At 70.5% G+C, this 22,956-nt stretch carries 27 protein-coding genes; 9 read left to right on the top strand and 18 right to left on the bottom strand.

The genetic code is table 11. From position 1 onward, the window contains the following. The first annotated feature begins 32 nt into the window (after window positions 1-32). Window positions 33-812, top strand: a complete 780-nt coding sequence (locus tag Psi02_RS20210) for a DUF1963 domain-containing protein (RefSeq protein ID WP_203976362.1) — start codon at window positions 33-35, stop codon at window positions 810-812. On the opposite strand, the gene Psi02_RS20215 is transcribed toward Psi02_RS20210, so the two are convergent. From Psi02_RS20215 to Psi02_RS20250, 8 genes are all read right to left on the bottom strand, one after another. After that, complete coding sequence (locus Psi02_RS20215; protein WP_203976363.1) at window positions 774-1,976, bottom strand: NAD(P)/FAD-dependent oxidoreductase; 1,203 nt, start codon at window positions 1,974-1,976, stop codon at window positions 774-776. The two genes, Psi02_RS20210 and Psi02_RS20215, sit on opposite strands and share 39 nt — an antisense overlap. Window positions 1,977-2,121: 145 nt before the next feature. After that, window positions 2,122-3,021 (bottom strand): hypothetical protein, encoded by a 900-nt coding sequence (locus Psi02_RS20220; protein ID WP_203976365.1) that lies wholly within the window; start codon window positions 3,019-3,021, stop codon window positions 2,122-2,124. A 36-nt stretch (window positions 3,022-3,057) separates the two neighbouring features. Beyond that, window positions 3,058-4,452, bottom strand: a complete 1,395-nt coding sequence (locus Psi02_RS20225) for a hypothetical protein (RefSeq protein WP_203976367.1) — start codon at window positions 4,450-4,452, stop codon at window positions 3,058-3,060. A 110-nt stretch (window positions 4,453-4,562) separates the two neighbouring features. After that, a complete protein-coding gene (locus Psi02_RS20230) occupies window positions 4,563-5,492 on the bottom strand; it encodes a hypothetical protein (RefSeq protein WP_203976369.1) in 930 nt (309 codons plus the stop codon). Then, window positions 5,489-5,830, bottom strand: coding sequence for a PadR family transcriptional regulator (locus Psi02_RS20235; RefSeq protein WP_239095019.1), 342 nt, complete (start codon window positions 5,828-5,830; stop codon window positions 5,489-5,491). The genes Psi02_RS20230 and Psi02_RS20235 overlap by 4 nt, the downstream gene beginning before the upstream one ends. Window positions 5,831-5,885: 55 nt before the next feature. Then, window positions 5,886-7,052, bottom strand: a complete 1,167-nt coding sequence (locus Psi02_RS20240; protein ID WP_203976373.1) for a glycosyltransferase family 4 protein — start codon at window positions 7,050-7,052, stop codon at window positions 5,886-5,888. Continuing rightward, window positions 7,049-7,951: an SGNH/GDSL hydrolase family protein gene (locus Psi02_RS20245; RefSeq protein ID WP_203976375.1), complete on the bottom strand. Its 903-nt coding sequence runs from the start codon at window positions 7,949-7,951 to the stop codon at window positions 7,049-7,051. The genes Psi02_RS20240 and Psi02_RS20245 overlap by 4 nt, the downstream gene beginning before the upstream one ends. Then, entirely contained in the window at window positions 7,951-9,126 is a 1,176-nt protein-coding gene (locus tag Psi02_RS20250) for a glycosyltransferase (protein WP_203976377.1), read from the bottom strand. The genes Psi02_RS20245 and Psi02_RS20250 overlap by 1 nt, the downstream gene beginning before the upstream one ends. Window positions 9,127-9,403: 277 nt before the next feature. On the opposite strand from Psi02_RS20250, the gene Psi02_RS20255 reads away from it, so the two are divergent. The 3 genes from Psi02_RS20255 (at window position 9,404) to Psi02_RS20265 (ending at window position 11,798) form a co-directional block, all read left to right on the top strand. Beyond that, entirely contained in the window at window positions 9,404-9,646 is a 243-nt protein-coding gene (locus tag Psi02_RS20255; RefSeq protein ID WP_203976379.1) for a hypothetical protein, read from the top strand. 73 nt (window positions 9,647-9,719) lie between these two features. After that, a complete protein-coding gene (locus Psi02_RS20260; protein WP_203976381.1) occupies window positions 9,720-10,478 on the top strand; it encodes a phytanoyl-CoA dioxygenase family protein in 759 nt (252 codons plus the stop codon). Window positions 10,479-10,607: 129 nt separating this feature from the next. Next, a complete protein-coding gene (locus Psi02_RS20265) occupies window positions 10,608-11,798 on the top strand; it encodes a low temperature requirement protein A (protein ID WP_203976383.1) in 1,191 nt (396 codons plus the stop codon). A 29-nt stretch (window positions 11,799-11,827) separates the two neighbouring features. Here the strand turns inward: Psi02_RS20265 and Psi02_RS20270 are convergent, their stop codons facing one another. After that, on the bottom strand, window positions 11,828-12,355 hold the full coding sequence (locus tag Psi02_RS20270) for a shikimate kinase (RefSeq protein WP_203976385.1): 528 nt from the start codon (window positions 12,353-12,355) through the stop codon (window positions 11,828-11,830). 89 nt (window positions 12,356-12,444) lie between these two features. On the opposite strand from Psi02_RS20270, the gene Psi02_RS20275 reads away from it, so the two are divergent. Then, window positions 12,445-12,702 carry a DUF6458 family protein gene (locus tag Psi02_RS20275; RefSeq protein ID WP_203976387.1) on the top strand — a complete coding sequence of 86 codons (258 nt, stop codon included), beginning with the start codon at window positions 12,445-12,447 and terminating at the stop codon, window positions 12,700-12,702. 78 nt (window positions 12,703-12,780) lie between these two features. On the opposite strand, the gene Psi02_RS20280 is transcribed toward Psi02_RS20275, so the two are convergent. Next, window positions 12,781-13,548, bottom strand: coding sequence for a MerR family transcriptional regulator (locus Psi02_RS20280; protein WP_203976390.1), 768 nt, complete (start codon window positions 13,546-13,548; stop codon window positions 12,781-12,783). 72 nt (window positions 13,549-13,620) lie between these two features. Continuing rightward, a complete protein-coding gene (locus tag Psi02_RS20285; RefSeq protein WP_239095020.1) occupies window positions 13,621-14,622 on the bottom strand; it encodes an SDR family oxidoreductase in 1,002 nt (333 codons plus the stop codon). A gap of 178 nt (window positions 14,623-14,800) precedes the next feature. Here Psi02_RS20285 and Psi02_RS20290 point away from each other — a divergent pair, with 178 nt between their 5' ends. Beyond that, entirely contained in the window at window positions 14,801-15,844 is a 1,044-nt protein-coding gene (locus Psi02_RS20290; RefSeq protein ID WP_203976394.1) for a glycosyltransferase family 9 protein, read from the top strand. Here Psi02_RS20290 and Psi02_RS20295 read toward each other — a convergent pair. Then, window positions 15,798-17,054, bottom strand: coding sequence for a glycosyltransferase (locus tag Psi02_RS20295; protein ID WP_203976396.1), 1,257 nt, complete (start codon window positions 17,052-17,054; stop codon window positions 15,798-15,800). The genes Psi02_RS20290 and Psi02_RS20295 overlap by 47 nt on opposite strands. Window positions 17,055-17,392: 338 nt before the next feature. On the opposite strand from Psi02_RS20295, the gene Psi02_RS20300 reads away from it, so the two are divergent. Together Psi02_RS20300 and Psi02_RS20305 are read left to right on the top strand one after the other, a co-directional pair. Next, on the top strand, window positions 17,393-17,638 hold the full coding sequence (locus Psi02_RS20300; RefSeq protein WP_203955537.1) for a BON domain-containing protein: 246 nt from the start codon (window positions 17,393-17,395) through the stop codon (window positions 17,636-17,638). Then, window positions 17,635-18,366: a metallophosphoesterase family protein gene (locus Psi02_RS20305; protein WP_203976398.1), complete on the top strand. Its 732-nt coding sequence runs from the start codon at window positions 17,635-17,637 to the stop codon at window positions 18,364-18,366. The genes Psi02_RS20300 and Psi02_RS20305 overlap by 4 nt, the downstream gene beginning before the upstream one ends. A gap of 184 nt (window positions 18,367-18,550) precedes the next feature. Here the strand turns inward: Psi02_RS20305 and Psi02_RS20310 are convergent, their stop codons facing one another. Together Psi02_RS20310 and Psi02_RS20315 are read right to left on the bottom strand one after the other, a co-directional pair. Beyond that, window positions 18,551-18,700, bottom strand: coding sequence for a GPGG-motif small membrane protein (locus Psi02_RS20310; RefSeq protein WP_203885462.1), 150 nt, complete (start codon window positions 18,698-18,700; stop codon window positions 18,551-18,553). A gap of 176 nt (window positions 18,701-18,876) precedes the next feature. Then, window positions 18,877-19,419: a DUF6328 family protein gene (locus Psi02_RS20315; RefSeq protein WP_203976399.1), complete on the bottom strand. Its 543-nt coding sequence runs from the start codon at window positions 19,417-19,419 to the stop codon at window positions 18,877-18,879. A gap of 114 nt (window positions 19,420-19,533) precedes the next feature. Between Psi02_RS20315 and Psi02_RS20320 the strand changes: the two genes are divergently transcribed. Next, window positions 19,534-20,130, top strand: a complete 597-nt coding sequence (locus Psi02_RS20320; RefSeq protein ID WP_203976401.1) for a nucleotidyltransferase family protein — start codon at window positions 19,534-19,536, stop codon at window positions 20,128-20,130. A gap of 97 nt (window positions 20,131-20,227) precedes the next feature. Here Psi02_RS20320 and Psi02_RS20325 read toward each other — a convergent pair whose 3' ends face one another. The 4 genes from Psi02_RS20325 to Psi02_RS20340 all read right to left on the bottom strand — a co-directional run bounded on the left by Psi02_RS20325 (window position 20,228) and on the right by Psi02_RS20340 (window position 22,955). Next, complete coding sequence (locus Psi02_RS20325) at window positions 20,228-20,590, bottom strand: PRC-barrel domain-containing protein (protein WP_203976403.1); 363 nt, start codon at window positions 20,588-20,590, stop codon at window positions 20,228-20,230. 113 nt (window positions 20,591-20,703) lie between these two features. Continuing rightward, window positions 20,704-21,339, bottom strand: a complete 636-nt coding sequence (locus Psi02_RS20330) for a class I SAM-dependent methyltransferase (protein ID WP_203976405.1) — start codon at window positions 21,337-21,339, stop codon at window positions 20,704-20,706. 49 nt (window positions 21,340-21,388) lie between these two features. Then, on the bottom strand, window positions 21,389-22,018 hold the full coding sequence (locus Psi02_RS20335) for a GNAT family N-acetyltransferase (RefSeq protein WP_203976407.1): 630 nt from the start codon (window positions 22,016-22,018) through the stop codon (window positions 21,389-21,391). Window positions 22,019-22,076: 58 nt separating this feature from the next. Further along, window positions 22,077-22,955 (bottom strand): TIGR03854 family LLM class F420-dependent oxidoreductase, encoded by an 879-nt coding sequence (locus Psi02_RS20340; protein ID WP_203976409.1) that lies wholly within the window; start codon window positions 22,953-22,955, stop codon window positions 22,077-22,079. Between the last annotated feature and the right edge of the window lies 1 nt (window position 22,956).

Raw genomic sequence — 22,956 nt, forward strand, 5'->3', positions numbered from 1 at the left:
CATCCGACCGAAGCCCGTGATATCCGTACACCATGGATGATCTAGCCGAAGTCCGCGAAGCGACCAGGGAGAGCCTCGCCGGCCTGGCGCGAAGCCATCTTCCCGCGGATGTCGCCGACACCTGGATCTCCCTGCTCAGGCCGGGCCTGCGGCTCACCCACGCGGAGGACGGAGACCGGGTGGCCGGACACCTCGGCGGAGACCCGCGGCTTGCGCCGGACGTCTTCTGGCCCGTATGGGAGGACCGGGGGCCGTTGACGTTCGTCGCGGCCCTGGACTGCTCGGCTCTGGAAACGGTGGATCCGGGCGGGCTTCCGGCCGACGGGGTCCTGTCGTTCTTCTACTTCGACGGCCAGATCGGCGACGGCGAGGAGACCGTCGGCCCCTGGGACCCCGCGACTCAGGCGGGGGCCCGCGTCCTCTATGTTCCCGCCGGGGCCGAGGCGTCGCCGTGCCAGGCGCCGGAGGGGATCGAGCCCTATCCCTACGTGCCCCTTCGGGCGCATGTCGTCGTGACGGTCCCGACGTCCGCCCACCCGGTCCTGGCCGAGGCGTTCGGAGGCGGACCCGAGACGATCAAGGATCATCCCGTGTCGGCGCGGTCGTTCCGCAGGGGGCTGCCTCCGTCCGGGGACATCGGCCATCGGGTGGGCGGCTACGCGGCGCCCGTACAGGAAGACGTGGAGTACGAGGTGGCGCAGGTCGCCCTCGGCGAGCCGGCGTACCTGGGCGAAGTCGCGCCCGAGCACCCCGCGCGGCCCCGGCACCGCACGTCAGGCGCGCGGCGCGGGGTTGCCGCGCCCGCCGCGTGACCAGAGCGCGCGGCTGGGGAGGGGGAACAGCTTCGACAGCCGGTAGGTCGCCATCGGGCTGCTCGAGACGAACTCCTTGTAGGCGATCGCGCGCCTGCCGGTGAGATGCCACCGGCGCGGGGTGTCGTCGGCGCGGGTGAACTGGATGACCGCGTCCTTCCTGCCCAGGCTGACGGGCTGGTGGAGGTAGCCGAACCGGAACGCCCCCGGCCGCCTGCCGCGCAGTTCCCCTCCGATCGCGTCGGCGGCGTGCATGGCCGTCGGCAGGCCGCTCTGGCAGGTGCCGTGCAGCACTCCGTACGCCTGACGCACGGCGGCGGCGTCGCCGACGGCGTAGATAGCGGGGTGGGAGACCGAGCGCAGCGTGGCGTCGACGACGATCCGGTCGTGATCGTCGGTGGTGACGCCCGATCGCGCGGCCAGCGGCGCGGCGTGGACACCGGTCGTCCACAGGGTGGCGTCCGAGTGCACCAGTTCGCCTCCCGACAGTTCGACCGCGTCGGGCAGCACCTTGGTGATCTCCACCCCGGACCGGACCTCGACGTGGAGGCGCTCCAGCGCCCGATTCAGGTACGCGCGGGCACGCCCGCCCATCATCGCGCCGGGCACGTCCCGGCTGATCAGGACGGTCCGTACGGTGGGGAAGGACTCGGCGATCTCGGTGACGGCCTCGACGCCGGTGAGGCCGGCGCCGCAGACCGCCACGGTGCCGCCGGTACGCGCGATCTCGGCCAGCCTGGCGGCCAGCCGGGCCGCGGCCGCGGGATCGTCGAGGGTGTGGGAGTGCTCGTCCGCTCCCGGGACCATCGTGCGGTCGGCCTTGCCGCCGAGGGCGTAGACCAGCCGGTCGTACGGCAGGACACGCGTCCCGTCGGACGTCGTCACGGTGACCTCACGGGCGTCGGGGTCGATGGCGGTCGCCCAGCCCTGGACGAAGTCGGCGCCGGTGCCGTCGAGCACATCCGGGATCTGGAAGTCCGCCAGCGACTGGCCGATGGCGATCTGGTGCATGCGCAGCCGCTCGGTGAACCTGCTGGAGGGGTTGACCAGCGTGACGTGCCCGCCGTGACGTCGGGTGCGCCCCGCCACGCGGATCGCGGTGAGCATTCCGGTGTAGCCGGCGCCCAGGACGACGATCTGCCGGGTGCCTTTCGTGGTGGTCATGTCGACTCTTCTCTGTGGCCGGCGCCCCTGTCGGGCGCCTTTCACTTCCGAGACGAAACGAGCCGCGAAAAGTGTGACATCCGCGGCCGGGCAGGCGGCGGTGTCAGAGCGGAGATGACAGAGCGGAGATGACAGAGCGGAGATGTCAGAGCAGACCGTAGAGCCCGAACTCCGTGTACGCCCGCGCCTCGATCGCCGTCCTCCTGGGTTCGTAGACGGTATAGAAGTCTCTGCCGCACTCCAGGTCGTCAAGGGCGTCCGTGATCTCTTCCGCCAGGTACGGCCGGGCCTGCCCGACCGACAGGTCGGGTTCGAAGAGTGCTCCTTCCGGCTGGTCCATCTCCATCCGGACATCCTCTGGGATCCTCGTGCCCATGGGTTTCTTGATCGCTTCGAGCACCGCGCGCCCCCGGTCCGCCATCGCGGTCGGCCGCGTCGAGCCGATCCGGTAACCCCTGTCCTCGAGGCACGTGGCCATGGCGGCGGCGCGCCCGGCGAGCAGCGGATCGCCGTCGAGCGCGTGGCTCTTCAGTTGCGCCGCCCTGGTGTTGGCCTGGTCGACCTGATCGCCGATCGACTTCACGTCCTTGCCGACGACGGTCTTCACCGCCCGCACAAGGCACTCCTGGTCGGCTTCCTGGTACGCCCGGAACTGCGTCTTCGACAGCGACGCGATGAGCTTGTGGTTGGGATCGGGATCAGGAGGGAGAGGTCTGTCCGGCGGCACCATGGGGTTGCCGTACTCCTGGGGGTAGACGTAGAACGCGAACACGCCGTAGCCGTTCTTCTGGCGGAACCGCTTCATCGCCTGGTAGTCGCCCGCCTCCTCCTCGACCTCCGCGGCGGTCTTCCGCCTCGGCGGCGGGACGTAGGGGACGTACCTGAAACCCTTCTCCCTCATGCAGTCGCCTCGTATCGCTTCCATTTGCCGGGCGCCGTCCGCGGGCGTGCCCGGCCGGGCGACGGCTCGTTCGGCGGCCGCGCTGCCACAGCCCGAGAGCGCGACGAGCAAGAGTGCGGCGACCGCCGTGAACCTCCTGGTCATGCCGTTCCCCTCTTCGCAGGCGTACGCCGCGTCCCGCTAAGCCGGGCCGCTCATCGGGAGCGAAGGTCGCGCTGCCAGCGCGTGGAGGGCGAGAGCCGCGGCCAGGCAGGCGACGGGGACGACCGGCAGAACGTAGCGATGATCGAAGTCTAGGACGGCGACCGGGCAGACGAGCAGGGCCGCGGACAGGCTCCAGGGCAGCAGGACCGTCCGGCGTCTCAGCGCCGCACCCGCCGCGCCCACGAGCAGGATGGCGGCCAGCATCGGGCCGCGCAGGTAGGCGGGGTACTGGTAGGCGATCAGGATGTCGGAGTAGGGCCGGACCGAACTCATCCCACGGATGTCGGGGTCGAACTCCCTGCGCACCTTGTCGATCAGAGGTTGGTCCGGCAGTCCGGCCGTCCCGTGCCGGAAGCCGAATGCGGGCGTGGTGCGCCTGGGGTGGGCGATCGGGGTCCACGAGAAGGCGATGGAGGTGTCCGCGGCCACGTCCCGGAGATAGTCGAACGGCTGGGCGGCGATCGCGCGGATCGCGAAGGCGCGGGCGGCCTCGTTGTGGTCGAACCGGTCGCCCGGCAGCAGGTTCAGCGACGCGCCGGGCGCCCAGACGTACTCGGACGCGGCGTCGACGACGGTGCCGTTCGGGCAGAACCCCGCCAGGTCGGCCGGCGGCCGGATGACCGCGCAGTCGGCGAAGGTCATCGTCCGGGCCCACAGGGCGATCCCGTCGGCGCCGCTGAGTGCGGGCCTTCCATGGCTCTGGCCGTACCAGGCGGCATAGGCGGCCAGCGGCAACATCCCGGCCAGGGCGAGGGCGAGCAGGGGCCGCAGACCGGTCCGCTGGAGGGCGAGGACCAGCAGCACGAGCACGAGCAACGGCAGCGCGATCGTCCGTGTGAGCGCGGCGAACGCGAACAGCAGGCCGGCTCCCGTGGCGGCCCGTGCCGACAGACGCGGCGACCACATGAGCGTGGCGAGCCCGGCTGTGATCAGGAAGATGAACAGCGTGTCCGACAACACGGCGTGTTCGAGTTGCAGGAAGGAGGCGTCGAACAAGGCGGGCGCCGCGGCCAGGCACGCGCCCCAGGCGGGCAGGGACCTGCGGCGGAGCAACGCGTAGATCATCATGCCGATGGTGAGACCCATCGTGTGCTGGAGGGCCGCGACCAGTTCGACACTGTGGAACGGCCACAGCAGCCGAAGCAGGAGCGAGTAGCCGATCGGGTGGAAGTCGCCCGGCGGTGAGAGATGGGCGGCGGTGTCCATGTAGGTGAAGGAGTCGTACCAGTACAGCCGGGCGGGCGGGTAACCGAGCATCGTGATCACGCGGAGTGCGGCGGCGAACGCGAGGACCACGGCGAAGGCGTGGTGGCCCGCGAGAACGCCGGGCCGGGGCAGCGCGGGCGGCGCCGGTCGGACGTCTGTGAGCACGCTGAATCCAATCGTCGTCGGCGGGGAATTCACCGCCGGGCTGTGGGGGAATGCGCGCACGCGAGAACGGCCACGTGGCGAATGCGGAGAAGCGGTCGATCAGGCGCAGGTCAGAGTTGGGGCTGCGTTCGTGCTCTGTACGGCACGGCGATCGCCGCGAAGGTGAGGAAGGCGAGCAGGGCGAAGTGGGCGACGTCCTGGCGGGTGGAGGAGGACAGGTTCTCGGCCAGAACGGTCAGTTCGGTCAGGAGATAGGTCCCGGCCGCCACCGCCCACCGTGGATCGCCCGCGAGGCGACCGGCCCAGATCGCGAGCAGGAGCAGTGCGACCTCCAGCCCGACCCTCGCCATCGTGCGCGGCGACCCGCCCGCGAGATCCAGTCCCGCCGGATCGGTGCCCGCGATCAGCGGAACCACCGCCCACCAGCACCAGGACCGCTTCTTGAGCGATGTGTCGCCCGCGGTCAGCACCAGCAGGCCGAGGAGGACCACCGTGTAGGCCGCCGCCGGGGCCACAGGTCCGCCCACGCTGTACAGCGCACGGCCGCCCCAGATCGCGTCGGGGAAGATGGGCAGCAACGTCTCGTCCAGCCAGGGTCTGCCGAGAGCGATGGCGACGACCTTGCCGCCGACCAGCAGGACCAGTGGGATCGCGAGCCCGGGCCGCCCCCGCAGCACCGCCAGCACGATCGCCGCGGACAGCCCGGTCCAGACGGGCATCGAGCCGGCGTAGGGGACCAGCATCGCCAGGTCGGCCAGCACCACGACGAGGATCCCGAGATGGAGGCCGTCGCGCCACGGAGAGCCGCGCGCGGCGAACGTCGCCCTCGTCCGGAAGCCTCCGCGGATCAGGCCGGCCGACTCGGTGAGGGACGGCAGCGCCCGGCCGGGCTCGGAGCCGTCCAGCAGCGTGGCGACGAGTTCGGCCCCGAACCGGCGGCGGTAGTCGCGCGGATAGAAAAGCAGGAGTCGCTCGTAGCGCCGAGCCAGCGCCCTCTTCGGGGTTTCCGTGGTGGGGGCCGCGTGTGTGCCCGCGCTCATGTGAAGGCCGATCCGGTGCCGAGGATCCGGCTGGTCACCACGGACGCGGCCTGTTGCATGCGCAGCGCCTCCGCGGAGACCAACCCGCGCCCGTCGTCGGTGAGCCGGAAGTAGCGGCGCGGCCGTCCTTCGACGACCTCCTCACGCTCCACCGCGATCAGATCGTTCGCCGCGAGCCGGTCGAGTGCGCCGTACAGCGTGCCGACCGGCAGTTTCACCCGGTTCTCCGACAGCTCCAGCGTGCGCCGGATGATGGCGTGGCCGTGCAAGGGGCCGTCGAGCAGTGCGGCGAGGATGAAGTACGTCGGCTCGCTCACCGTCGGCGATTTCTTGGCCATGTCGGCGACCATACTTCGTGGTGCGAAGTATGGTCAATCGTCGATGACGGAAATGTCAGGTGCTCGCGTGGGCTTCGGACGAGTCGGCCATCCGCGGGGACCAGGCGTCCTCGTGCGGCTGGAAGCCCTCCGCGACCGCCCTCTCGTAGTGGTTGACGAGCTGGGCGCACAGTGCGCTCCACGTGCGGTGGAGCACGGACGCGCGTGCGTTGCCGCTCATCCGCGCCCGCGCCTCGTCGTCGGTCACGAGGTGGGCGACGGCGTCGCGCATCGCCTCGGGAGAGTCGGACGGGTAGAGCAGCCCGTTGCGTCCGGGCTGGACGAGGTCGAGCGGGCCGCCCGCCGCCGCGGCGACGACCGGGACCCCGGCGGCCAATGCCTCCTGTACGGCCTGGCAGTACGTCTCGTTCGCGCCCGTGTGCACGAAGACGTCGAACGAGGCCAGGATCTCCGAGAGTTCCGTGCCGGTGCGGAGCCCGCAGAAGACCGCCTCAGGGATGCGGCGTCGCAGGACCCGGGCGGCGGGGCCGTCTCCCACGACGACCAGCTTGACCCCCGGCAGGTCGGCCAGCCTGGCCAGCAGGTGGACCCGCTTGTCCGCCGCCAGACGACCCACGTAGCCGACGATGACCTCGCCGTTCGGAGCCAGCTCACGGCGGAGCCGTTCCGAACGGTGCCCGGGGTTGAACCTGTCGAGGTCGACACCCCGCCCCCACAGGGACAGCCGCGGGATCCCGTGCGCGTTGAGCTCGCTCATCGTCGCCGAGGAGGGCGCGAGCGTGCGGGCGGCGCGGACGTGGATGTGGCGCAGCCAGCTCCAGATGGCCGCGTCGGCGCCCCGCATGCCGTACTGGCGGGCGAAGCCGGCGAGATCGGTCTGGAAGACGGCGACGGCGGGGACGCCGAGCCGGGCGGCGGCCGTCATGCCGGACGCTCCCACCACGGTGGGGGAGGCGAGGTGGACGACGTCGGGTTCGAACGCCTCGAGCGACGACATGATCTCGCCGCTCGGCAGGCCGACCCGGAACGAGCGGTAGAACGGCAGGCGGAAGGCCGGGGTGGTCCGCACGGGAAAGCCCGCGTAGTCCGCCGGACCGCGGCCCGGCGCGACCACCATCGCCTCGTGGCCGTGGCGTTCGAGATGTTCCAGGACGCGGCAGACCGAGTTGGTGACCCCGTTGACCTGGGGGAGGAAGGATTCCGAGACGATGGCGACTCTCATGGGCAGGCATCTTCCGTAGCGACGTGCGGGGAGGGAGAGGGCGTTCGCCGCGGGCCGGTCACGACAGGACGCGCGCCGAGGTGCCGCAGGGCGTGATCGAGATCGGTGTGGAACCGCTGGTCGAGCAGGGCCGCCCGGCCGCGGACGTCGTGCCATGCCTCGCTGAGGACGAGGCGGGCGAGTTCGGGCAGGAAGTCGCGGGAGCGCCGCACCACCCACCCGGTGCCTTCGACGGCCATCCAGCGCGCGCTCGCCCAGGCGGACGGGTTCGCGTCGGTGGGTTCCGCGTCGGGCATCGCGTCCAGGGGGACGCCGCGTGCGGCCAGTTCGGTGGCGATGAGCCGGGCGAGCAGGCGGTGGCCGCGCTCGCTCGGGTGGAGCCGGTCGACCCCCCACATCCGCCGCTCGTACAGGGCCGGGTGGCAGGCCGGGTCGACGTGGACCGTGTCGTACCGGCGGGCGACGTGGTCGAGGATCGTGTTGATCGCCCGCACCCGCCGGGTGAGCGGCCGCCGGACGAGGTCGGGGATGCCCAGCATCAGTCCCGGGTCGGGCAGGCGGATGGTGAGCACGGTGGCGCCGGTACGGCGCAGCCCTCCGACCACCTCCTCGATGTCGGACGCGATAGCCGGCAGTTCGAACGTGCCGCGCAGTGTGTCGTTCACCCCCGCCAGCACCGTGGCGAGCGTGGGACGCAGGGACAGGGCGCGGGGAAGCTGGTCCGCGGCGAGGTCGTGGGACGTCGCCCCGGACGTGGCGACGTTGCTGAACTCCACCTGCCCGTGCGGGCCGAGCGCGTCGGCCAGGATGGCCGCGTAGCCGCGCCAACCGCCGCCGGGGAGGGGGTCGCCGAGTCCCGCGGTGACCGAGTCACCCAGTGCCACGAGTCGGGTTGCCACTAGCGTCGACCTCCGATCAGGTTCGCAAGCCCGTGGGCGCGCAGGAACCCGTCCGCGGAGCCCGGCCAGTCGAAGCGCTCGGCCTGGCGGCGGGCGCCGTCACGGCGATGCCGTTCCTCGCCGGCCAGGAGCAGCCGCACCGCGTCGGCGTACTCGCCCGGGTCGTCGCCGACCGCGACCCCGGACTCGCCGATGACCTCGGGCAGCGCGCTCTCCCGCGACACCACGACGGGGGTTCCGCTCGACAGGGCCTCCAGCGCGGCCAGCCCGAAGGTCTCGACGGGACCGGGCGCGATGGCGACGTCCGCCGTGGCGAGCAGCCGCGCGAGGAGGTCGCGGTCGGAGACGTGCCCGAGGAACCGGACCGGCAGCCCGTCCGCCCGCGCCTCCAGCGCAGCCCGCCGCGGGCCGTCCCCCGCCACCACCAGTACGGCGGGCACGCCCCGGCGGCGGAGTTCGCGCAGCGCCTCGATGGGCCGGTCGGGTCGCTTCTCGGGCGAGAGCCTGCTGCAGTGGACGAGCAGCGGCTCGCCGGGCGCGGCGAACCGGCGGCGCAACTCGGGGTCGTGCCGCTCGGGGGAGAACCGGGCCAGGTCGACGCCGAGGGGAACGCGCATCAGGTTGGGCACGTTCAGCCGCCTGAACTCGGCCGCCGCCCATTCCGTCGTGCACACCACCATGTCGAAGTCGGCCGCCGTCCGCCGGTTGAGCCGGTCCGCGAGCCCTCTGACGATCCGCTCCGCCCGGTCGGCGCGCGCGTCGCCCGAACCGGGGAACGCGGGCAGGAAGCGCGGGGCGAACAGGCGCAGCAGCCCGTCGAGACTCTCGTGCGAGACCATGAGCGACCGCACGCCCCGCGAGCGGGCCCAGCGGCCCGTCCACCGGAGCGTGGTGCGGTCGGAGACCTCCAGCCGGTCGGGAGCGAGGTCGTCGAGCAGCCGGCGCAGCGACCGGCGCGCGGTGATGACCCGGTAGCCGCCCGATCCCGGGACGACGGGACCCGGCACCGTGATGATCTGTCCCGAGGGTGTGTCGCGCCTGCCGGCCTCGGGTCCGGGAATCACCAGCACCGCTTCGTGCCCGGCGGCCTCGTAGCCCGCGCCCAGTTCGTTCAGGGCGGTTCGGAGGCCTCCCGATCGGGGGGCGATGAAGTTGGCCAGCCGTACGATCCTCATGTTCCATCCCGGGAGCCGCAGGACGAGCACTGCATCTTGCCGCGATGGTGACCCAGCCGATTACCCGGACAGGTAACCCCAAATGACCTGATCCCTAACCTTCTCCGAATACCCGTGTCATTTCCGGCACGCCAAGATCAGGTGAAGTCAGCGCATCCAACGGAAGATCTTCGTCGTGCCCACGGTGGCGGGGGCTCCGGACGGGGGAGATCGCTTCTCACTACCGTTCGTGTCCGGACGAGCACACTGCTGCTTCCTGGCACCGAGCCTGGAGGTGATGGCAGTGCCGATCTCAGCCGAGGATCTCGCGTGGAGTCAGTTGCGCAGTGAGTACGGAAGTCATTGGTCGATCTGGAGAAGTGACGCGGGGCGCTGGTACGCGACGCGGATGAGGCGGTCGCTGTCCCGGGTGGAGATGGACCGGGGTCTGATCATGACCGCGTCGGGAGAGGACGCGGAGGAACTGCGCGACCTGCTCACCGCCCAGGAGCGGATCGGAAGTCAGACGATCTCCTCCTGACGGGAGGCGGATGAGGCGGATCGATCCGGTCGCATGGCTACCGAACTTTGTTCCGGATGATTAGTCTCGATCTGTGACTCTGCCTCAAGCGGCGACGGTTTTGGACGAACTCGACCGCCACGGCTACGTGATCGTCCCGGACCTGCTGAGCCCGGAGGAGGTCGCGGGGGCCAGGGCGGAGCTTCGGGCCATCCTCGAGAGCACGCCCTTCGGGCGGAACGACTTCGAGGGCGACCGCACCCGGCGGGTCTACGCGCTGTTCGCCAAGACGCGGAGGTTCGACGGACCGGCGACCCATCCGCTCGTGCTCGCGGTGCTCGACCACTTCCTCGGGCACTACCAGTTGAGCGCGCCCACCGGCATCGAGATCGGGCCGGGGGAGACGGCGCAGGCGCTCCACCCGGACGACGGCGTCTATCCCGTCCCGCGTCCTCATCGCGAGATGGTGATCAACGTGATGGTGCCGCTCGACGACTTCACCGAGGCGAACGGAGCCACCCGGCTCGTTCCCGGCAGCCACCGCTGGGGTGAGGAACGGCCGGGGCCCGGCACGCCGACCATCGGGGCGGAGATGCCCGCCGGCTCCGCGCTCATCTACCTCGGCACCCTGTGGCACGGCGGCGGCGCCAACCGCACCGACCGGCCGCGTCTCGGCGTGGTCCTGCACTACGCGGCCTCCTGGCTGCGCCCGCAGGAGAACCACCTGCTCGCCGTGCCGAGGGACATCGTGCGGGACCTGCCGGAGCGGATGCAGGAACTGCTCGGCTACAACATCTGCCCGCCGTTCATCGGCTACGTCGACGGCCGCCACCCGCGCAGGGTGCTGGACTAGGCGCGGGCTGGGCCGGATCGCCTCGCGTCCCTATGATGAGTGCGCTTTCACCGGCTGTGCTCGCGGCCTTCAGGCTGCCCGCCGTACGGCGCCCGCGGGCCACCTTGCGGAGAGGAGACCTGCTCGCCGATGAGCCAGGAGACGCTGGCGGCCACGCCGCCACGCCGACGCCGGATGACAGCCCGGGACGTCACCGAGTCGTTGCGCGTGGCCACCCCGCTGGAGTTGCTGTTCGACCTGTGCTTCGTCGTCGCGGTCGCGCAGGCGGCGGGCGGGCTGCACCACGCGCTGACGGCGGGGCACTTCGGCGACGGCCTGGTCGGCTACGCCATGACGTTCTTCGCCATCTGGTGGGCCTGGATGAATTTCTCCTGGTTCGCCTCCGCCTACGACACCGACGACGTGCCGTACCGGATCGCCGCGCTGGTCCAGATCACCGGCGCGCTGATCCTCGCGGCGGGCATCCCGAGGGCGTTCGACCAGCGCGACTTCACCATCGCGGTCCTGGGATACGTCGTGATGCGCACGGCCCTGGTGGCCAACTGGCTGCGCGCCGCCGTCTCCGATCCGGAGGGCCGCGGGACCGCGCTGCGATACGCGGCCGGGGTCACGCTCGTGGAGGCGGGATGGGTCGCGATGCTGGCGCTCCCGTCCGGGGTGCGGCCGTGGGTGTGGCTGCTCCTCGCGTGCGCCGATCTCGCGGTCCCGCTGTTCGCCGAGCGCAGGCACCGTACGGCATGGCACCCGCACCACATCGCCGAGCGCTACGGCCTGTTCACACTGATCGTTCTCGGTGAGTCGATCCTCGCGGCGACTCTCGCCGTTCAGGAGGCCGTCGACACGAGACACGCCACCGCGGGTCTGTACGGCGTGGCGGCGGGAGGGCTGCTCATCGTGTTCGCGATGTGGTGGCTGTACTTCGCCAAGCCCGCCCACCGGTTCCTGACCTCCAACCGGTCGGCCTTCATCTGGGGCTACGGCCACTACCTGGTCTTCGGGTCGGCGGCCGCCGTCGGGGCGGGGCTGTCCGCCGCCGTCGACTTCGCCACGGACCACTCCACCGGTGACGGGGTGGTGCCCGGGGCGGTCGTGACCGTTCCGGTGGCGGTCTTCCTGCTCGCCGTGTGGTGGTTGCAGCACCGTCCGCACCAGGTCGGCCACCTGCACAATCTGCTGGTGCCCTCCGCCGTGGTCCTCGTGCTCGCGGGCACCTTCACCGGCGTGCCCGTGCTGATCGCCGGGGTCGTCCTCACCGTGCTCGTCGTGCTCGCCGTGGTGGTGACGCGCCGCGCGGGCGTCGCCGCCGACGGTCATGCCTGAGCGTCACGCCTGACCGTCATGTCCGACCGTCACGCCTGACCGCCAGGCTCGCCGCCGAGCCTCGCCAGCACGATGCCGGCGATCTCCTCGGGGGTGTTGGCCGAGGTGTCCACCGTGACGTCGGCCACCTCCTGGAAGTGCGGCAGGCGCCGGGCACGCTGCTCGGTGAGCATCTCGACCAGGTCGGGCTTGAAATGCGGCCGGTGGGGGCTCGACCGCATGCGTTCGGCCAGGACGGCCGGCGGCCCGTCGAGGAACACCACGAACGCGGGGGCCAGCAGGCTCCGCGAGTCCGGATCGTCGACCGTGCTCGCCGCCGCGGCGATCACCGGGACCGGGTCGGCGGCCAGGGCCTCCTTCAGCACCAGCGCCTCACGCGCGTGCAGTTCGCCGGGGCCCACGTCGGCGGCCATCGTGGCTGCGGTCGTGCCGTAGCGGCTCTGGAGGTCGGCGTCGCTGTCTCTCATGGGACGGCCGAGCGTCCGGGCGAGCAGGCCGGCCACCGTGCTCTTCCCCGCCCCCATGAGTCCCATCACCACTACTGGCATAACCGTCATAAAGGCAATGCTGCCCGGTGCCGCGGACTCATGCCGACGTTTGACTTCCGTGCAGGGGATAGAGCAGAGGGCGAAGGAGGGACTGCGCCATGACCATCGCTGGAAGCATCATTCTCATCATGCTGGGGGCCATCCTCACCTGGGCCGTCGACTTCGCCGTGGCCGGAGTGGACATTCAGGTGATCGGTGTGATCCTCATGCTGGGCGGCCTCGCCGGCCTGCTCTTCGGCATCTGGCGGCTGAGCACGGTGCGCCGGGCGACCACCGTGAGGACCGTCGAGCCCACCGATGAAGTGATCCGCCACCACCCTGTCTACGAGGAGCGACGAGACACCGACGCCTTCTGATCCAGAGGGTTCCCTGACGGGAGCGGCCCGCCGCGGATGATCGCGGCGGGCTGTTCCCGTCCCTGAGACCGCGGCAGGTCAACCGGCCTGCCGGACCCGCTCCAGATACCGGACCAGGTCACGCATCCGGTCGGCGGGCCAGGGCAGGCTCCGCCCGATCTCCTCGCTGTTGTCGTTCCACATGCGCTGGGCCGCCGCCCTGGTCTGCTCGCCGTCGCCGGCGTGGAAGCGGCTTCCCAGCGCGTCCCAGCGGGCGACGAGGGACCGCACCCGCGGGTCCTCGACGGGAGTGTCCTCCTCCACGTGCCGCAGGAGTTCCTCGACGAGTTCCGCCCACTCGGTCTTGGCCGCCTCGATGGTCTCCGAGCCGAGTTCGGCCCTGCGCCGTGCCAGTTGCTCGCGTTGCTCCGTCGTGAAATACGTCTCGAACACAGAGATCATCTCCAGGGTCGTGAGGAACTGGTCCGGATCGGGCATCGACGCGTGGTCGATCTGACCGAGCAGCCCGCGAAGCTGCTCGGTGAGCTGCTGGACCTGCGCGGCGTGGACCTCCAGCCCGCGGAGCTGCTCCGCGAGCAGATCGCGCATCGCCTCCAGGCCGCCCGTGGAATCCGCGAGGACGCTCGCGATCTCCTCCAGGGAGACGCCGAGGCTCCGCAACGCCCGGACCTGGTACAGCCGGCGCACGTCGAACTCGGTGTAGCGGCGGTGCCCGGACGCGGTGCGTTCACTCGGGCTCAGCAGGCCGATCTCGTCGTAGTGGCGCAGGGCTCGCACGGTCGTCCCGCTCGCCCGCGCCACCTCGCCGATGCTCCAGCGACGTCCCACGTCGTCTTTCCCGATCACGTTCGCAACGCTAGGACCTCCCGCGACGGCGGGTTCAAGTCCCCCGTCCCGCGAGTTCGGCGGGTGTCTCCGTCACCGGCGGCGGCGCAGGCCCACGAGCACCGCCGCGGCGAGCCCGGTGGCCGCGGCGGTCACCGCGCCGCGATGTTGCGACAGCCACACCTGGACACTGCGCGGGTGCGAGCGGTCGTCGAAGCCGCCGTGCGCGCCGTAGTCCTCGTCGTCGTCCGCCGGCTCCCAGAGGTTCGACACCTCACCGGGCGCCTTGCCCTCCACCTGCTGGGCCTTCACCCCGGTCCGGCCGAGGTAGCGGTCGAGCAGGCCGGGAGCGACCCGCTCGGCCATGATCGTGGCCGCCGTCGTGGCGCCGACCCAGAACTCCCTGCGTTCCGGATGATCGGCGGCGAACAGCACCGCCTGGGCGGCGACCTCCGGCTGATAGATCGGCGGCACCGGCTGGGGGTGCCTGCGCAACCGGGTCAGCCCCCAGTCGAACTGTGGGGTGTTCAGGGCCGGTAGCTGCACCATCGTGATCTTCACGCTGGACCCTGCGGCGAGGAGTTCGGTCCTGACCGACTCGGTGAAGCCCTTGATCGCGTGCTTGGCTCCGCAGTACGCCGACTGGAGTGGGATGGCGCGGTAGGCCAGCGCCGAGCCGGCCTGCACGATGACGCCGCTGTCCCGCGGTCGCATCACCTCGAGGGCCGCGCGCGTCCCCCACACGTAGCCCAGGTAGGTCACCTGGGTGACGCGTTCGAACTCCTCCGGGCTGATCTCCATGAACGGCGCGAACACCGTCGTGAAGGCGACGTTGATCCACACGTCGATCGGGCCGAGTTCGGTCTCGATCCGCTGGGCGGCCTGCCGTACCTGCTCGTAGTCGGCCACGTCGGCGGTGAAGACCTTCGCGGTGCCGCCTCCGACGCCGACGTCCACGGCGGCGCCGGCCAGGCCGGCCTCGCCACGGGCGATCAACGCGACGATCGCCCCCTGGCCGCCGAGCTGCCGGACGATCGCGCGGCCCACACCACCGCTGGCTCCTGTGACCACGACGACCTTGTCGCTGAGGCTCACCTCGTCATCCTCTCGATTCAGGTCCGCCGCCGGGGCTCGGCCGCCCGCGGGCGGCCGGGGCATGGGCGCCCTCTACCCGAGAAGAAACGAGTCACGCACGGCGTCGCCGCGTCACGGCGCGACAGCTGAGCGTCACGGCCGGACGTTTGCCCATGAGGTCAAGGGGTAGCCGGGACTCATGACGGGTCTGCTTGTCGAGGGTGTCGAACGGATCGCGGTGTTGCCGGCCGGTGTCCTGGCCGACCTGCTGATCGCGCTGCCTGCCCTCGATGCCCTGAAGAGGGCCTATCCCGCCGCCGCGATCACCCTGCTCGGACGCGACTGGCACACGCGCTTCCTGCGGAACCGTCCCGGTCCCGTGCACGACGTGGTGCCCCTGCCGCCCATCTCCGGCGTGTCCTCCTCCGTCGGCGGCGGCGCCGTTCCCGACGAGGTCTATGACGATCTGCGCTCGCGCCGATTCGACGTCGTGGTGCAGATGCACGGCGGCGGCCGCGACTGCAACCCGTTCGTACGGCGGCTGGGCGCGCGGCTCACCGCCGGCCTGTGCGCGCCCGACGCCGAGCGTCTCGACAGATGGATCCCCTACATCGACCACCAGCACGAGACCCTCCGATCCCTGGAGGTCGCCGGGCTTGTCGGCGCGGGGACCGCGGACGTCGAGCCGCACCTGTCCGTCATCAGGGAGGACTGGTCGGAGCTCAACCGGCGGCTGGGCAGACTGCCGAAGGGACTCGTGGCGATCCATCCCGGCGCGCCGGACCCGAGGCGTCGCTGGCCTCCCGAGTGTTTCGCCGAGGTCGCCGACCGCCTGGGACGGCCCGTGGTCGTGACCGGCACGGAATCGGAACGGGACGTCGTCGAACGGGTGGCGGCCGCGATGAAGCGCCCCGGGCACGTCGTGATCGACGAACTCTCCGTCGGCGGGCTCGCCGCGCTCTACGCGGCCTGTGACCTCGTCGTCTCCAACGAGAGCGGGCCCCGTCATCTCGCCGCCGCCACCGGCACGCCGACGGTCGGCGTCTACTGGTGCGGCGATCTGATCAGCCGGGGACCGCTGAGCAGGGGCATGCACCGGCCGCTGATCTCCTGGACGATCCAGTGCCCGGCCTGCGACGGAGGGAGCGTGGGCTCCCTCGGCTGCGGGCACAGATCGGCCTCGTGGGTCGCGGGCGTCACCGTTGACGACGTCCTCGAACAGGCGCAGGACCTGCTCCGATGACCACCGCGCCCTCGCTCCCCCTCCTCCGGGCGGACAGCACCTCGTCGTAGACGGCGAGCGTCTCCGAGGCGATGCGGCCCCAGCCGTACCTGACCTTGGCCCGGTCGGCCCCGGCGATGCCGTACGCCGTACGACGCACGGGGTCGTCGAGGAGGGTCCGCAGGGCCTTCGCGAGCGCCCGCGGGTGGCGCGGCGGGACGAGGAGGCCGGTCACACCGTTGACCACGGTCTCCTTCTGACCGCCGACGGCGGAGGCGACCACGGGGACGCCGCACGCCATCCCTTCAAGCGCGACCATGCCGAACGGCTCGTACCAGGGGACCGAGACGAGCGCCGCGGCCGAGCGCATGAGGGAGGGCAGTTCGGACCTGCCGATGCGGCCGATGAACCGCACCCGGTCGCCGACTCCGGCCTGGGCGGCGATCCATCGCAGGCGGGTGACCTCCGCGTCGCGATGCAGTTCGGAGGCCGCGGGACCGCCCGCGACGACCAGTTCGACGTCCGGCAGGCGGCGCAGTGCCTCGATGCTCGTCTCCACGCCCTTGCGCCGCACGAGCCTGCCCACGGACAACAGCCGCGGACGGCTGGGCCGTTCGCGCGGTGTGACGTGGTGGTTGAAGGCGGCGGTGTCGACGCCGCAGGGCACCACCCGGGTGGACCTGCGGGGTACACGCATGCGGATCAGCTCGTCGACCTCGTCGTGGCAGGTCGCGATGATCGCGTCCGCACGCCGGCCGATCGAGGCCTCGGCCTTGATCCGGTCGCGCGGGCTCGCGTCCGCGGAGCCCTGGTGGCGCCGCTTGACGCTGCCGAGGGCGTGGTAGGTGTGGACGACCGGGACGCGCACCTGCTCGGCCGCCTCCAGCGCGGCGACGCCGCTCATCCAGAAATGGCTGTGCACCACGTCCGGCCGGTCGAAGACCCATCGGTCGCGCAGCCACGCGCCGAAGTCGGGGATCCAGGGCAGGATCTCGTCCTTGGAGATCGGGGCGGCCGGTCCGGCCGGCACGTGCACCACGCTCAGTCCCGGCCCGATCTCGACGGTGTCGGGGGCGTCCTCGCGGTCCTTGCGCGTGTAGACGGTGACCTCATGGCCGAGGCCGGCGATCTCGCGCGCGAGGGCGCCGACATGGACGTTCTGTCCACCGGCGTCCACCGCGCCGGGAACGGCGAGGGGGCTGGCGTGTTCCGAGATCATGGCGATCTTCACAGGGGTTCCTCCGTGAGGGGCGGTGTCGAGCACCTGGCTCGGGGATCACGGAGCCCAGGTGAGGGTGCCCGGTGGCCGGGCCGGTGGGGTTGTGCACGACGTGGCCGAAACGATCGTGAAGTCGCCGGATCGGGAGTGGAGTCTCACCGAGATGCGAAGAAGACGCGTGACCCATTCCCAAGAACGCTCCTCCGGCAGGCATGTTCGTGCCACGGAGGTACCTGCGTCTTAGGTACCGAGGTCTGGACTGTCCATATCCCCGTAATTGCATCTCAAACCGCTGCGTTTTATGCGGTATAGGTCGGGCAGCGATAGCCGTACAGGGTGAGGGGGAAGTCATGGAGACGCCGCAGTACGTGGCGGCCCGGATCCAGCGGGCTCTCGCGGAGGACGAACGCACCAATGAGCTGGGCATCCGTGTGGACGTACGCGGGGATCAGGTGTTCCTTCGTGGTCAGGTTTCCTGCGAAGAGCGCAGGCACGGCATCGAGGACGTCGCCCGCGAGGCGGCTCCGGGCCTGACGGTCCACAACGAGGTCCAACTCCTGGAGGTAAGCGACCCGGGGGAGGAGGAGCACCTGTGAGAGCGCTGCGCATCGCCGCGGTGGCGGACATCCACCTCGGCGAGGACATCCGGGGCCACTACCGCAAGAAGCTCGAGGGGATCGAGCACCGGGCCGAAGTCCTCCTCGTGGGGGGCGACCTGACCAGGCACGGCACGATCGAGGAGGGTCAGGTCGTCGCCGACGAGCTCGGCGACCTGCCCATTCCCGTGGTCGCGGTCCTCGGCAACCACGACTACCATTCCGACGCCGACCGCGAGATCGCCGCGATGCTGCGCGACGCGGGGATCATCGTGCTCGACGACGACGCGGTGGTGATCCCCCTCGACGGGACCCGGCTCGGCGTCGCCGGAGGCAAGGGCTTCGGCGGCGGATTCGCCGGCAAGTGCGCCAGCGAGTTCGGCGAGCCGGAGACCAAGGCGTTCGTACGGCACACCAAGGACATCGCCGAGCGGTGGCGCCACGTACTCAAGAACCTGGACGCCGACCACAGGGTGGTGCTCAGCCACTACTCGCCGGTCAAGGACACGCTCGCGGGCGAGCCGCCGGAGATCTATCCGTTCCTCGGCAGCTATCTGCTCGCCGAGGCGGCCGACGCCGAGGGGGCCGACCTCATCGTCCACGGTCACGCGCACCTGGGGACGGAGAAGGGGATGACGCCGGGCGGGATCCGCGTGCGCAACGTCGCGTTGCCCGTCATCGGGCACTCCTACGTCGTCTACTGCCTCGACGGCGAGGGCGTGCACTGACCCGTCCGGCACGCGCAGGCCGTACGGAGGTCGCACGAAAGGGAATGCGAAAGGCCGTCCGGGATATTCGACCGGGCGGCCTCATGTCTTCCCGCCATGTTTTCCATGGTTCCCCGTGGAGGCCGAGTAGGACGGCGGCCGGCTGCCGCCGGCCGCCGTTAGTCCGTGGTCCAGGGGGTGATTTCTATGGATTGAAGATGCTGACGCCTCCGGGGCCGACGAGGAACCCGAGGACGATGAGGACGATCCCCCAGAGGATGTCCCGACGGGCCAGGATGACGTAGATCCCGGCGATCACGAGTACGACGGCGATGAGCCAGAGCAGTGTAGCCATGGCCCTCCACTGCCCTGACAAATGACCTCATAACATCCGCAGGTTGCGAGTGTCCTTGTTTTTACCGGCGAACGCCGATTGGTAGACGTTTGCTTTAAACGGGCCGGGCACGTGACCCCTTCGATTCGCATTCGGGTATTTCCCCTCGAACGAGGAGCACGCTCTACGGTGTTCCGCTACTGGTCCCGGCTCTGGCCCTGGTCCCGGCTCTGGTCCCGCTCCTCGTCGCGTGCGCGCAGAAGCGAGACAAGGGGCTGGACGAACCACAGCCAGGCGCTCAGAGCGGCGATCGCCGCGGCGATGACCATCGCGGGCCACAGGCCGGTCAGGGTGTCCACGACCAGGCTCGTCGAGCACACCATGGAGATCGCCAGTGCGATGCCGCCCACCACGCCCAGCCGGTTGGCGCGCCGCAGCAGCAGAGCCTTCAGCCCCGACCGGAACAGGATCCGATGCTGGGTGGCCGGCGCGATCAGGCAGATGGAGGCGAGCGCGGCGGTGATGACGGCGACGAGGAACAACCAGTGACCCGCCTCATCGATCTTGTTGAAGCCGGCCGAGAAGGGCAGCGTCAGGAGGAAGGCGAACAGCACCTGGACCCCGGTCGCCGCGACCCTCAGGCCCTGTAGGAGCTCGATGAGCTCACGGTCCAGCCGTTCCTTCGGATTCTCCTCGGGATTCTCCTCGGGATTCGTCAGCGGTTCCGCCGGATCATCCATCGGCGGCCTTCACCGAGCGGCCGTGGGCGCGCTGAATTTCTCGGAGGGTGTCGGTCATGCGACGCGCCCTACCCGGGATTGTTTGCGACGAACATACCGGGGCAAGCGACGTGAGTGAGTAGTCACGGTCACGCTGTCACCGATGCGATCCTCGAAACGCTCAAGCGCGCCGGTTCCGGCCTCAAGGAAGCGGGCGTGCGGTTCGCCCTCGCGGGCGGTTGCGCGGGTTACGCGCGCGGCGCCGCGCCGTCGTTGCACGACGTCGACTTCGCTTTGCTCGAGGAGGACGTCCCGCTCGCGTTCAAGACCTTGGAGAACCTCGGCTTCCGTACGGCGAGGCCTCCGGAGGACTGGCTGGTCAAGGCGTTCGACGAGGACGGCGTGCTGGTCGACATGATCTTCTCGATAGCCGACAGGCCGGTGACCGAGGCCATGATCGCCCGCGCGGAGATGATCAACACAGCCGCCATCAGCCTGCCGGTTCTGGAGGCCACCGACCTGGTGATCTCCTGGATCCTCCCGCTCTCCGAGCACAGTTGCGACTACGGCGCGTTGCTGCCCGTGGTCCGCGCCATGCGGGAACAGGTCGACTGGGACCGGGTCGCGTCGGTCGTGGCGCCTTCGCCGTACGCGTCGACGTTCCTGTCCCTGCTCGAACGGCTCCGCGTCATCGCACCCACCTCGCCCTCGCCGGACATCACCTGGCCATGACCGGCCGTCTCCGGTCCTGACGTGTGAGAAGGGGCCGCACCCGATGGGTGCGGCCCCCTCTCATGGTTCTCGTGCTTCTCATGGAGATCGATCGAGCTTACGGAGCGCCCCAGTAGGGGAAGCGCCCGTAGTACTCGCCGAGGGTGTTCCGGTAAGCCGACTCCTTGAAGGCCGACTCGTCGAACTCGGGAGCGTTCTTGATCTCCTGCTTGGTCCGGCCCACGAAGATCTTCCGCTCTCCGGGGTCGATCTGCGTGACCACGCTCGCGGGCAGCATGACCTTCTTGCCGAAGATCCAGGGACCGGTGTCGACGATGAGGTAGCTCTGGCCGACCTCGTAGGTCGCGTCGTCGACCGACCCGATCTTGCCGTCGGTGGCTTCGACGTCGTAGCCCACGACGTCCGCCGTTTGTCCGGTGTCGTACACGCCGTTGGGATACGACCAAAGATCCGGTGTCATGTTCTCTCCCTTCGTCGCCCAGCCACCTACCCGATTCGGTGGAGCGAAACATCCGCATCAGTAAGGCTCAGGTCGCCTCCACGACAGCCCGCCCTTCGGCGTCCTGATGACGGTCAGCCTGCTGTGGGCTTGCGGGCTGACAGGCGCTCGACGAGTCCGTACGTGAAGCGCTCGTGTGATTCCACCGTGAATCCCAGGGCGCGGACCCGTCGCAGGGGACGGCGGCGGTAGTGCTCGCCGTACAGCGGGACGCTGAAGGCGTCGGCCAGGACCTGCAGCGCGCGAATCGGCCATGCCGACGATTCCACGTGGTCGGCGAGGAGCAGGAGGCCACCCGGCCGCAGCACCCGCGCCATCTCGATGAGCGCCGCCCCCTCATCGGAGATCCCGCACAGCGCGAACGTGCAGACGACGGTGTCGAAGCGCCCGTCGGGAAAGTCGAGGTCCCGGGCGTCCCCTTGCTTGAGATCGACCGGCCGGCCGAGGTCGCGCGCTCGATCCCGGGCCACGGCGAGCATGGACGGGCTCCACTCCACACCGGTCAGGCGGACGTCGCCGGAGTAGTGCGCGAGGTTCAGGCCGGTGCCGATCGCGACCTCGAGCGTGTCGCCCACCGCCTGCGCGCACAGCCATCCGCGGGTGTCGGAGAAGAAACGCCGCTCCACGAAAGCCAGTTGCCGGTCGTAAGTGGCCGCCTGCCGATCCCAGTACCGCTGTAATCGTCTGTCGCGTTTCGAGGTGTCCGACATCGGCGCATCGTAACCTTCGGTCCCGGACTCTCGTCCAGAGAGAATCCGTTCAGAGGCCGAACTGGTCGCGGCAGCCGTCGAGGCCGTGGATCTCCACGGGGACCGGGCTCGTGAAGTCTCCCCGCTGCAGGCGCAGTCGTTGGTCGATGCGCCGCTTTCCCTGGACCACCCGGGTGTTGATCCCGTCCTCCCGGTAGCCCAGCTTGCGGGAGACCGCGAGTGAGGCGGGGTTGTCCACAAAGGCGGAGGAGGTGGCGGACTCCGCGCCCAGCCCTTCGAAGGCGAGGTGCAGGACGGCGGCGCGCATCTCGGTGCCGAGGCCCCTCCCGTGCCAGGCGAGCCCCAGCCAGGAGCCGGAGGAGACCTCACGGCTGTTCGCGAAGTCGAGCCCGGCCAAGGTCTGGGAGCCGATGACCTGGCCGTCGTGCACGACGATGAAGTTCGCCCGCCAGTGCTCCGGCCGCCAGGAGGCCAGGACCTCGAGGTGGTGCTGGATCGTGGCCACCGGCAGCCGGTCCGCGGGCGCCGCGGTCCAGGGAACGAGGAACGGCATGAAACCAGGCTCGTGCACGCCTTCGAGGGCGCGGTCCGCCAGCGCGTCCAGATCATCGAGCGAGGGCAGTCGCAACTCGAGGCGAGGCGTGGTCAGACGGAGACCGAACAGGGGCCAGTGACGCATTGCTCGATTGTCAGGTACGGCTCAGCGGCCCGGCATCCGGTTTTCCGCGGGCCCGGGATCAGGTCTCCATGGGCTTGAGTTCGCGCGCGAAGTCGTGCACGAACTCCTCCATCGAGGGCGCGGGTCCGGCCGGCCGTACGACGAACTTGGTGATGCCCTGAGCCACGTACCGCTCGATCAGGTCGCGGGCGGCCTGCCAGCCTTCGGGAACGAACGCCGCGAGATCGGCGTCGGGACGGCGACGCAGCACGGCGGCGGCCAGGTCCTCGGAGACGCCCTGCGTCGCGACGGCGAAGCTGACCCCGAAGTGGTCCTCCTCGATCTCGCGGCCCGCCTCGGCGGCGTGCGCCCGGATGGACGCCCGCGCCGTGCCCGCCTCCTCCGGGGTGACGAAACTGGCCAGCCAGCCGTCGCCGAAGCGGCCGACCCGGCGCAGTGCCCGGGGGCCGCTTCCGCCGAGCCAGATGTCGAGCGGTCGCGCCGGGAGCGGGCCGACGCCCACGTCCTCGACGGTGTGGAACTCGCCCTTGAAGGTCACCCGCTCCTGCCTGAGCAGCAGCCGCAGCAACTCCATCGACTCGTCGAAGACCGCGCCGCGCGAGTCGCCGGGTACGGGGAAGAAGGCCCGCTCTCGGGGACGGGCGGGTGTCAGCCCGAAGGCGGGCAGCACTCTCTTGGGGGCGAGGGCGGCCAGCGAGACGAGTTGTTTGGCGACCAGCACCGGGTGGCGGCCGGGCAGGATCGCGACACCCGTGCCGACCTTCAGCCGCGTCGTCCTGGCCAGCGCGTAGCCCATGCCGACCACCGGCTCGACCGACGAGCCGAGGACGATCTCGGACAACCACAGGGAGTCGACTCCGAGAGCCTCCGCCAGGTCGACCGTCTCGGCGAAGCGGTCGGCGCGCGTGGTCGCCGATATTCCGATCCGAACCTTCACC

The sequence above is a fragment of the Planotetraspora silvatica genome, from assembly GCF_016863315.1.
In the GTDB taxonomy this organism is placed as follows: Bacteria; Actinomycetota; Actinomycetes; order Streptosporangiales; family Streptosporangiaceae; genus Planotetraspora; species Planotetraspora silvatica.

Bases quoted from the DNA above. Each gene is read 5' to 3' on its own strand.
- Psi02_RS20215 (WP_203976363.1), bottom strand. From the start codon at position 1,976: ATGACCACCACGAAAGGCACCCGGCAGATCGTCGTCCTGGGCGCCGGC.
- Psi02_RS20265 (WP_203976383.1), top strand. From the start codon at position 10,608: ATGAGCCAGGAGACGCTGGCGGCCACGCCGCCACGCCGACGCCGGATG.
- Psi02_RS20275 (WP_203976387.1), top strand. From the start codon at position 12,445: ATGACCATCGCTGGAAGCATCATTCTCATCATGCTGGGGGCCATCCTC.
- Psi02_RS20250 (WP_203976377.1), bottom strand. From the start codon at position 9,126: ATGAGGATCGTACGGCTGGCCAACTTCATCGCCCCCCGATCGGGAGGC.
- Psi02_RS20335 (WP_203976407.1), bottom strand. From the start codon at position 22,018: ATGCGTCACTGGCCCCTGTTCGGTCTCCGTCTGACCACGCCTCGCCTC.
- Psi02_RS20240 (WP_203976373.1), bottom strand. From the start codon at position 7,052: ATGAGAGTCGCCATCGTCTCGGAATCCTTCCTCCCCCAGGTCAACGGG.
- Psi02_RS20290 (WP_203976394.1), top strand. From the start codon at position 14,801: ATGACGGGTCTGCTTGTCGAGGGTGTCGAACGGATCGCGGTGTTGCCG.
- Psi02_RS20235 (WP_239095019.1), bottom strand. From the start codon at position 5,830: ATGGCCAAGAAATCGCCGACGGTGAGCGAGCCGACGTACTTCATCCTC.
- Psi02_RS20325 (WP_203976403.1), bottom strand. From the start codon at position 20,590: ATGACACCGGATCTTTGGTCGTATCCCAACGGCGTGTACGACACCGGA.
- Psi02_RS20270 (WP_203976385.1), bottom strand. From the start codon at position 12,355: ATGACGGTTATGCCAGTAGTGGTGATGGGACTCATGGGGGCGGGGAAG.
- Psi02_RS20300 (WP_203955537.1), top strand. From the start codon at position 17,393: ATGGAGACGCCGCAGTACGTGGCGGCCCGGATCCAGCGGGCTCTCGCG.
- Psi02_RS20220 (WP_203976365.1), bottom strand. From the start codon at position 3,021: ATGACCAGGAGGTTCACGGCGGTCGCCGCACTCTTGCTCGTCGCGCTC.
- Psi02_RS20330 (WP_203976405.1), bottom strand. From the start codon at position 21,339: ATGTCGGACACCTCGAAACGCGACAGACGATTACAGCGGTACTGGGAT.
- Psi02_RS20230 (WP_203976369.1), bottom strand. From the start codon at position 5,492: ATGAGCGCGGGCACACACGCGGCCCCCACCACGGAAACCCCGAAGAGG.
- Psi02_RS20315 (WP_203976399.1), bottom strand. From the start codon at position 19,419: ATGGATGATCCGGCGGAACCGCTGACGAATCCCGAGGAGAATCCCGAG.
- Psi02_RS20210 (WP_203976362.1), top strand. From the start codon at position 33: ATGGATGATCTAGCCGAAGTCCGCGAAGCGACCAGGGAGAGCCTCGCC.
- Psi02_RS20255 (WP_203976379.1), top strand. From the start codon at position 9,404: ATGGCAGTGCCGATCTCAGCCGAGGATCTCGCGTGGAGTCAGTTGCGC.
- Psi02_RS20310 (WP_203885462.1), bottom strand. From the start codon at position 18,700: ATGGCTACACTGCTCTGGCTCATCGCCGTCGTACTCGTGATCGCCGGG.